The organism is Serratia sp. 506_PEND (assembly GCF_001076875.1).
GTDB classification, from domain to species: Bacteria; Pseudomonadota; Gammaproteobacteria; order Enterobacterales; family Enterobacteriaceae; genus Serratia; species Serratia marcescens.
On sequence record NZ_JVEL01000527.1, the window covers coordinates 1 to 5,930 of the forward strand.

General features: G+C 61.4%; 6 protein-coding genes and 1 pseudogene. 5 read left to right on the forward strand and 2 right to left on the reverse strand.

The window, feature by feature from the left end; all coding sequences use genetic code 11:
• A pseudogene (locus tag ADK28_RS22250) lies at positions 1–400 on the reverse strand (glutamine synthetase); the annotation flags it as partial.
• 219 nt (positions 401–619) lie between these two features.
• Here ADK28_RS22250 and puuD point away from each other — a divergent pair.
• From puuD to ADK28_RS22270, 4 genes are read left to right on the forward strand one after another with little or no spacing between them, the layout of a single operon-like run.
• Positions 620–1,381, forward strand: a complete 762-nt coding sequence (puuD, locus tag ADK28_RS22255; RefSeq protein WP_025302552.1) for a gamma-glutamyl-gamma-aminobutyrate hydrolase — start codon at positions 620–622, stop codon at positions 1,379–1,381.
• Positions 1,378–1,935, forward strand: coding sequence for an HTH-type transcriptional regulator PuuR (gene puuR / locus ADK28_RS22260; RefSeq protein ID WP_016928041.1), 558 nt, complete (start codon positions 1,378–1,380; stop codon positions 1,933–1,935). Before puuD ends, puuR begins: the two co-directional genes overlap by 4 nt.
• Positions 1,936–1,950: 15 nt before the next feature.
• On the forward strand, positions 1,951–3,447 hold the full coding sequence (gene puuC / locus ADK28_RS22265) for an aldehyde dehydrogenase PuuC (RefSeq protein ID WP_048796689.1): 1,497 nt from the start codon (positions 1,951–1,953) through the stop codon (positions 3,445–3,447).
• Between the two features lie 11 nt (positions 3,448–3,458).
• Complete coding sequence (locus ADK28_RS22270) at positions 3,459–4,739, forward strand: NAD(P)/FAD-dependent oxidoreductase (RefSeq protein ID WP_033633265.1); 1,281 nt, start codon at positions 3,459–3,461, stop codon at positions 4,737–4,739.
• A 44-nt stretch (positions 4,740–4,783) separates the two neighbouring features.
• Here ADK28_RS22270 and ADK28_RS22275 read toward each other — a convergent pair whose 3' ends face one another.
• Positions 4,784–5,539, reverse strand: coding sequence for an SDR family NAD(P)-dependent oxidoreductase (locus ADK28_RS22275; RefSeq protein WP_016928044.1), 756 nt, complete (start codon positions 5,537–5,539; stop codon positions 4,784–4,786).
• Positions 5,540–5,657: 118 nt separating this feature from the next.
• Between ADK28_RS22275 and ADK28_RS32265 the strand changes: the two genes are divergently transcribed.
• The coding region (locus tag ADK28_RS32265; protein WP_161802727.1) for a hypothetical protein at positions 5,658–5,930 on the forward strand (273 nt) is incomplete at its 3' end.

The following is a 5,930-nucleotide window of genomic DNA, read 5'->3' on the forward strand; positions in this document are numbered from 1 at the left end:
CGTCAAAGGGAGTGCCATCTTCATCCAGCATGGTGAGCAGCACCTGCGCGATATATTGCGGGTCCGCCGCCGACGGCGTCAGCGTGCCCGGCACCGGCACGCACACGTGATCCGGCTCGCCCAGCTCCTGCCCCAGCCCGGCCTCTTCCACCACGTTGCCGAGAATATCCATCGCAAATACCGACGCCGGGAAGTAACAGCCCTTCTCCAGTTTGTTCAGGCCGCCGACCGGGATGCGTTTGCCGCGAAAGCTGCCGTTCAGATCGGTCAACAGTACGTCGACATGTTGGGTTAACGGATAACGTTCCAAATACTTCTTCACTTCGCGCTGGAACGCGCTACTTCGTCTCTCTTCACTGTGCTGAACAAAGTTTTCCACTTCTACGATGTTGGTCTGCATGGTTCACCCGCCGTTTGTGTTTTGCTGTCGTCGATGTTTATTGACCGTCTTGTTCAATATAATGCCCACAAATGAAACGTAGATGAAACAAATTTGTTTTGCAAGTGTTACTTTTGGTTTGAATATTGCCCAATCGACTGCTAGATTTATAGAATATTGAACGAAATCGGCGGTGGAGAAGCTTATCGTTCATAATTTCGAACGTACCAAGGGGATAGCATGGACAATATATTTAACAGACCAGTCATTGGCGTCGTCATGTGCAGGTATAGGTTAAACGGGCACCTCACACAGACCTTGCAAGAAAAGTACCTGAATGCCGTTATCACCGCCGGCGGCTTGCCGATCGCCCTGCCGCACGCGCTGGCGGAGCCGGAAATGCTGGCGGAACTGCTGCCGCGCCTCGACGGCATTTTGCTGCCGGGCAGCCCCAGTAATGTGCAGCCGCACCTTTATGGTGAAAACGGCGATGAGCCTGACGCCGATCCTGGCCGAGACGCGTTGAGCCTGGCGCTGATCCGCCAGGCATTCGACAGGCGCATTCCCCTTTTCGCCATTTGCCGCGGCATGCAGGAAATGGTGGTCGCCACTCAAGGCACCCTGCATCGCCGCCTGTATGAACTGCCCGAGCTGCTGGAGCATCGTGAAGATCACGACCTGCCGCTGGAACAGCAATACGCCCCCGCCCACGAGGTCATCGTTCAGGAAGGGGGGCTGCTTTCGCAACTGATACCGGATTGCAACAGATTCTGGGTGAACTCGCTGCACGGCCAGGGCGCCAAAACCCTGGGCGCGAGCGTGCGCATCGAGGCGCACGCCGCTGACGGGCTGGTGGAGGCGATCAGCGTGCGCGATCAGCCCTTCGCGCTCGGCGTGCAGTGGCACCCGGAGTGGAACAGCGACGAGTACGCCCTGTCGCGCCTGTTGTTTGATGGTTTCATCACCGCCTGTCGGAACTATCAAAAGGAAAAACGCCCATGAGCGACGTCAGCTTGGCACCGGGAAAACGTCTGTCGCAGATCCGTCAACAATTAGGGTTGTCGCAGCGCCGGGTCGCCGAACTGTCTGGGTTAACCCACAGCGCCATCAGTACTATCGAGCAAGACAAGGTCAGCCCGGCCATCAGCACGCTGCAAAAGCTGCTGACGGTGTACGGTCTGTCGCTGTCGGCGTTTTTCGCCGAACCGGAAAAACCGGCTGAGCCGCAGATCGTGATAGACAGCGACGACCTGATCGAGATCGGCAGCCAGGGCGTATCGATGAAGCTGATCCATAACGGCGACCCGAACCGCACGCTGGCGATGATGATCGAGACCTACGAACCGGGCACCACCACCGGCGAGCGCATCAAACACCAAGGGGAAGAGATCGGCACGCTGCTGGAAGGCGAAGTGGTGCTGCAGGTCAATGGCCAGAGCTATCACCTGCTGGCCGGGCAGAGCTACGCCATCAATACCGGCATTCCCCACAGTTTCAGCAACACGTCGGCGCGCATTTGCCGGATTATCAGCGCCCATACGCCGACGACATTCTGATCAACGGAGCCAGGCATGAACTTTCACCATTTGCAGTATTGGCAACAACGGGCGCAGGCCCTGAAGATTGAGCACCAGCTGTTTATCGACGGCCGCTACCAGCCGGCCGCCGCGGGGAAACGTTTCGCCGTGGAAGATCCCGCCGGCCGCCGCGAGCTGGCGCAGGTCGCGCGCGGCGAAGCCGCCGACATCGATCGGGCGGTCAGCGCGGCGCACGCCGCCTTTGAACGCGGCGACTGGGCCCAGGCCGCCCCGGCGCAGCGCAAAACCACGCTGCTGCGCTTCGCCGATCTGATGGAACAGCATCATGAAGAGCTGGCGCTGCTGGAAACGCTGGACACCGGCAAACCGATTCGTCACAGCCTGCGCGACGACGTGCCGGGCGCCATCCGCTGCATCCGCTGGTACGCCGAAGCGATCGATAAGGTGTACGGCGAAATCGCCCCCACCGGTCGCGAGGCGTTGGCGCTGATCGAGCGCGAGCCGATCGGCGTGGTCGGCGCCATCGTGCCCTGGAACTTCCCGCTGCTGCTGGCCTGCTGGAAGCTCGGCCCGGCGCTGGCCGCCGGCAACAGCGTGGTGCTTAAACCCTCCGAAAAATCGCCGCTGAGCGCCATCCTGCTCGGCAAATTGGCGCAGCAGGCCGGACTGCCGGACGGCGTGCTGAACGTGGTGCCCGGCTATGGCCACGACGCCGGCAAGGCGCTGGCGCTGCACCGCGACGTCGACGCCCTCACCTTTACCGGCTCTACGCTGGTGGCGAAACAGCTGATGATTTACGCCGGCGAATCGAACATGAAGCGCGTCTGGCTGGAGGCCGGCGGCAAAAGCGCCAACATCGTCTTCGCCGACTGCCCGGATCTGGATCAGGCCGCCCGCTGCGCCGCCGCCGGCATCTTCTATAATCAGGGGCAGGTATGCATCGCCGGCACTCGCCTGCTGGTCGAAGCGAGCATTGAGCAAGCGTTCCTGCAGGCGCTGCGCAAACACGCGGCGACCTTCATGCCCGGCGATCCGCTCGATCCCGACACGGTGATGGGCACGCTGATCGACAGCGGCCACTGCGAGAAAGTGGCCGGCTATATCGATCGGGGGCTGAGCCAGGGCGCCGCGCTGTTCCTCGACGGGCGCGACCATCCGCAGGGCGACCACGCCGGCTATCTGGGGCCGACCATCCTCACCCAGGTGGACAATGCCATGAGCGTGGCGCGCGATGAAATCTTCGGCCCGGTGTTGGCGGTGACCACCTTCGACGACGAGCAACAGGCGCTGCAGCTGGCCAACGACAGCGACTACGGCCTCGGCGCCGCGGTCTGGACCCGCGATCTGGCGCGCGCGCACCGCATGGCGCGCCAACTGAAGGCCGGCACGGTGTTCGTCAACAACTACAACGACGGCGATATGACCGTGCCGTTCGGCGGCTACAAGCAGAGCGGCAACGGCCGCGACAAATCGCTGCATGCGCTGGACAAATTCACCGAATTGAAAACCACCTGGATCTCGCTGGAATAAGGGCTTACATCATGACTGAACACGTAAAAAGCTATTATGCGGCCACGGCCAACGCACATCAGCCCTATCCGCAACTGAATGAATCGATCGAATGCGACGTCTGCGTGATCGGCGGCGGTTATACCGGCCTCTCCTCCGCGCTGTTCCTGGTGGAAGCCGGTTACGACGTAGTGGTGCTGGAAGCGGCGCGCATCGGTTTCGGCGCCAGCGGCCGCAACGGCGGCCAGTTGGTCAACTCTTACAGCCGCGACATCGATGTGATTGAAGAGCGTTACGGCGCGGAAAGCGCCCGCCTGCTCGGCAGCATGATGTTCGAAGGCGCGGAGATCATTCGCAGCCGCATCAGCCGCTACGCCATCGACTGCGACTACCGTCCCGGCGGCATCTTCGCCGCCCTGAACAACAAGCAGTTTCATGCGCTGATCGAGCAAAAGCGCAACTGGGAGCGCTACGGCAATACCCAGCTCGAACTGCTCGATGCGGATCGGGTGCGCCAGGAGGTCGCCAGCGATCGCTACGTCGGCGCGCTGCTCGATCACAGCGGCGGTCACATCCATCCGCTTAATCTGGCGCTGGGCGAGGCCGAGGCGATCCGCCTGCAGGGCGGGCGCATCTTCGAGCAATCGGCGGTGACGAACATTCGCCACGGCGAACCGGCGCTCATCAGCACCGCCAATGGCCAGGTGAAGGCGCGTTTCGTCATCGTCGCCGGCAACGCCTATCTGGGCGATAAGCTGGAACCGCGGCTGGCCAAGCGCAGCATGCCGTGCGGCACTCAGGTGGTGACCACTGAACCGCTGGCGCCGGAGATCGCGCAGGCGCTGATCCCGCAGAACTACTGCGTGGAGGACTGCAACTACCTGCTGGATTACTACCGCATCACCGCCGATCATCGTCTGCTGTACGGCGGCGGCGTGGTGTACGGCGCGCGCGATCCGGACGACATCGACAACCTGATCCGGCCGAAGCTGCTGAAGACCTTCCCGCAGCTGAAAGGGGTGCGTATCGACTATCGTTGGACCGGCAACTTCCTGCTGACGCTGTCGCGCATGCCGCAGTTCGGCCGGCTGGAGAATAACGTGTACTACATGCAGGGGTACAGCGGCCACGGCGTGACCTGCACCCATCTGGCGGGCAAGCTGATCGCCGAGCTGATGCGCGGCGACGCCGAACGCTTCGACGCCTTCGCTAAGCTGCCGCACCTGCCGTTCTTCGGCGGACGCAATCTGCAGATCCCGTTCACCGCCATCGGCGCGGCCTACTACACGCTGCGCGACCGCATCGGCGTCTAAAAACAACAGGCCCGGTCATCCTGGCCGGGCCTGTGCGTTAACGCTTAGACGATCTTCGGTTGGCCGTCCGAGGCGGTCGCCCCGCCATCGACCGGAATGTTGGCGCCATTGATAAAGCTGGCGTCGTCGCTGGCCAGGAACGCCATCACCGCCGCCACCTCTTCCGGCTCTGCCGCACGCCCCAGCGCGATGCGCTCATTGAACTTGTCGCGGATCTCCTGCGGCCAGCCGTTGGTCATGTTGGTTTTGACCAGGCTCGGGCAGACCGAGTTGATGCGCACGCCGTCACCGCCGTGATCGAGCGCCATGGCGCGCGTCAGGTTGACCACCGCGCCTTTCGCCGCGCAGTAATAGGCCGCGCCCCAGTCGCCGCCCAGGCCGGACACCGACGCGGTATTGACGATGCAGCCCTTGGTCTTCAGCAGGTGCGGCAAGGCGAATTTGGAGCAGAACACCACGCCGTCAATATCAACCCCGGCGATGCGACGCCAGTCGTCGATGCTGGTTTCCAGCACGCTGCCCGCCACATGCACGCCGGCATTGTTCAGCAAGACGTCGATGCGGCCCAGTTTTTCCGCCACCTCGTTCATCATTTTTTCAACCGCGACGTGATCGGACACATCGATATGCACCGCCATCGCTCGGCCCTTCGGCAGCGAAGCGGCGACCTTGTCTACCGCTTCCTTGGCCCAGTCGGCCAGCACCACGATCGCGCCCTCGGCTGAGAAACGCCGCGCCGCCGCTTCCCCCATGCCATTGCCTGCACCGGTGATAACCACGACTTTATTGTCAAAACGCATGAGACCTCCTCCATGTGAACGTATTTATATAAGTCATACAAATCTCATTACCCCGAGGATAAGGCGCCCCTCCGCGGAGAGCCAGTCAAAACGTGCGGTTTATTAACCCAAATGAGGTATGGCAGTGATTTCAATGCGCTGGATTAACCTTTATCGGATTTTGGCCAACATATTGATGGAGAAAATAAAATTGCGGTCAGTCACTATTTTTCGGGCGGATTGTCAGCAAGCGGGATTATTGCAGGTATGCGGTTATCTTCACCCAGAGAAAAGCGATGCGAATGGAAAACGGCAGCCGCCCGCAGGCGGCCGCGACTATTTTTTCTCGATGGGGACAACCAGCAGATCGACCTTCAGTTCGTTGATCGCCTGGCGCGCCGAAGAAACCAGC

Bases quoted from the DNA above. Each gene is read 5' to 3' on its own strand.
- puuD (WP_025302552.1), top strand. From the start codon at position 620: ATGGACAATATATTTAACAGACCAGTCATTGGCGTCGTCATGTGCAGG.
- puuR (WP_016928041.1), top strand. From the start codon at position 1,378: ATGAGCGACGTCAGCTTGGCACCGGGAAAACGTCTGTCGCAGATCCGT.
- puuC (WP_048796689.1), top strand. From the start codon at position 1,951: ATGAACTTTCACCATTTGCAGTATTGGCAACAACGGGCGCAGGCCCTG.
- ADK28_RS22270 (WP_033633265.1), top strand. From the start codon at position 3,459: ATGACTGAACACGTAAAAAGCTATTATGCGGCCACGGCCAACGCACAT.
- ADK28_RS22275 (WP_016928044.1), bottom strand. From the start codon at position 5,539: ATGCGTTTTGACAATAAAGTCGTGGTTATCACCGGTGCAGGCAATGGC.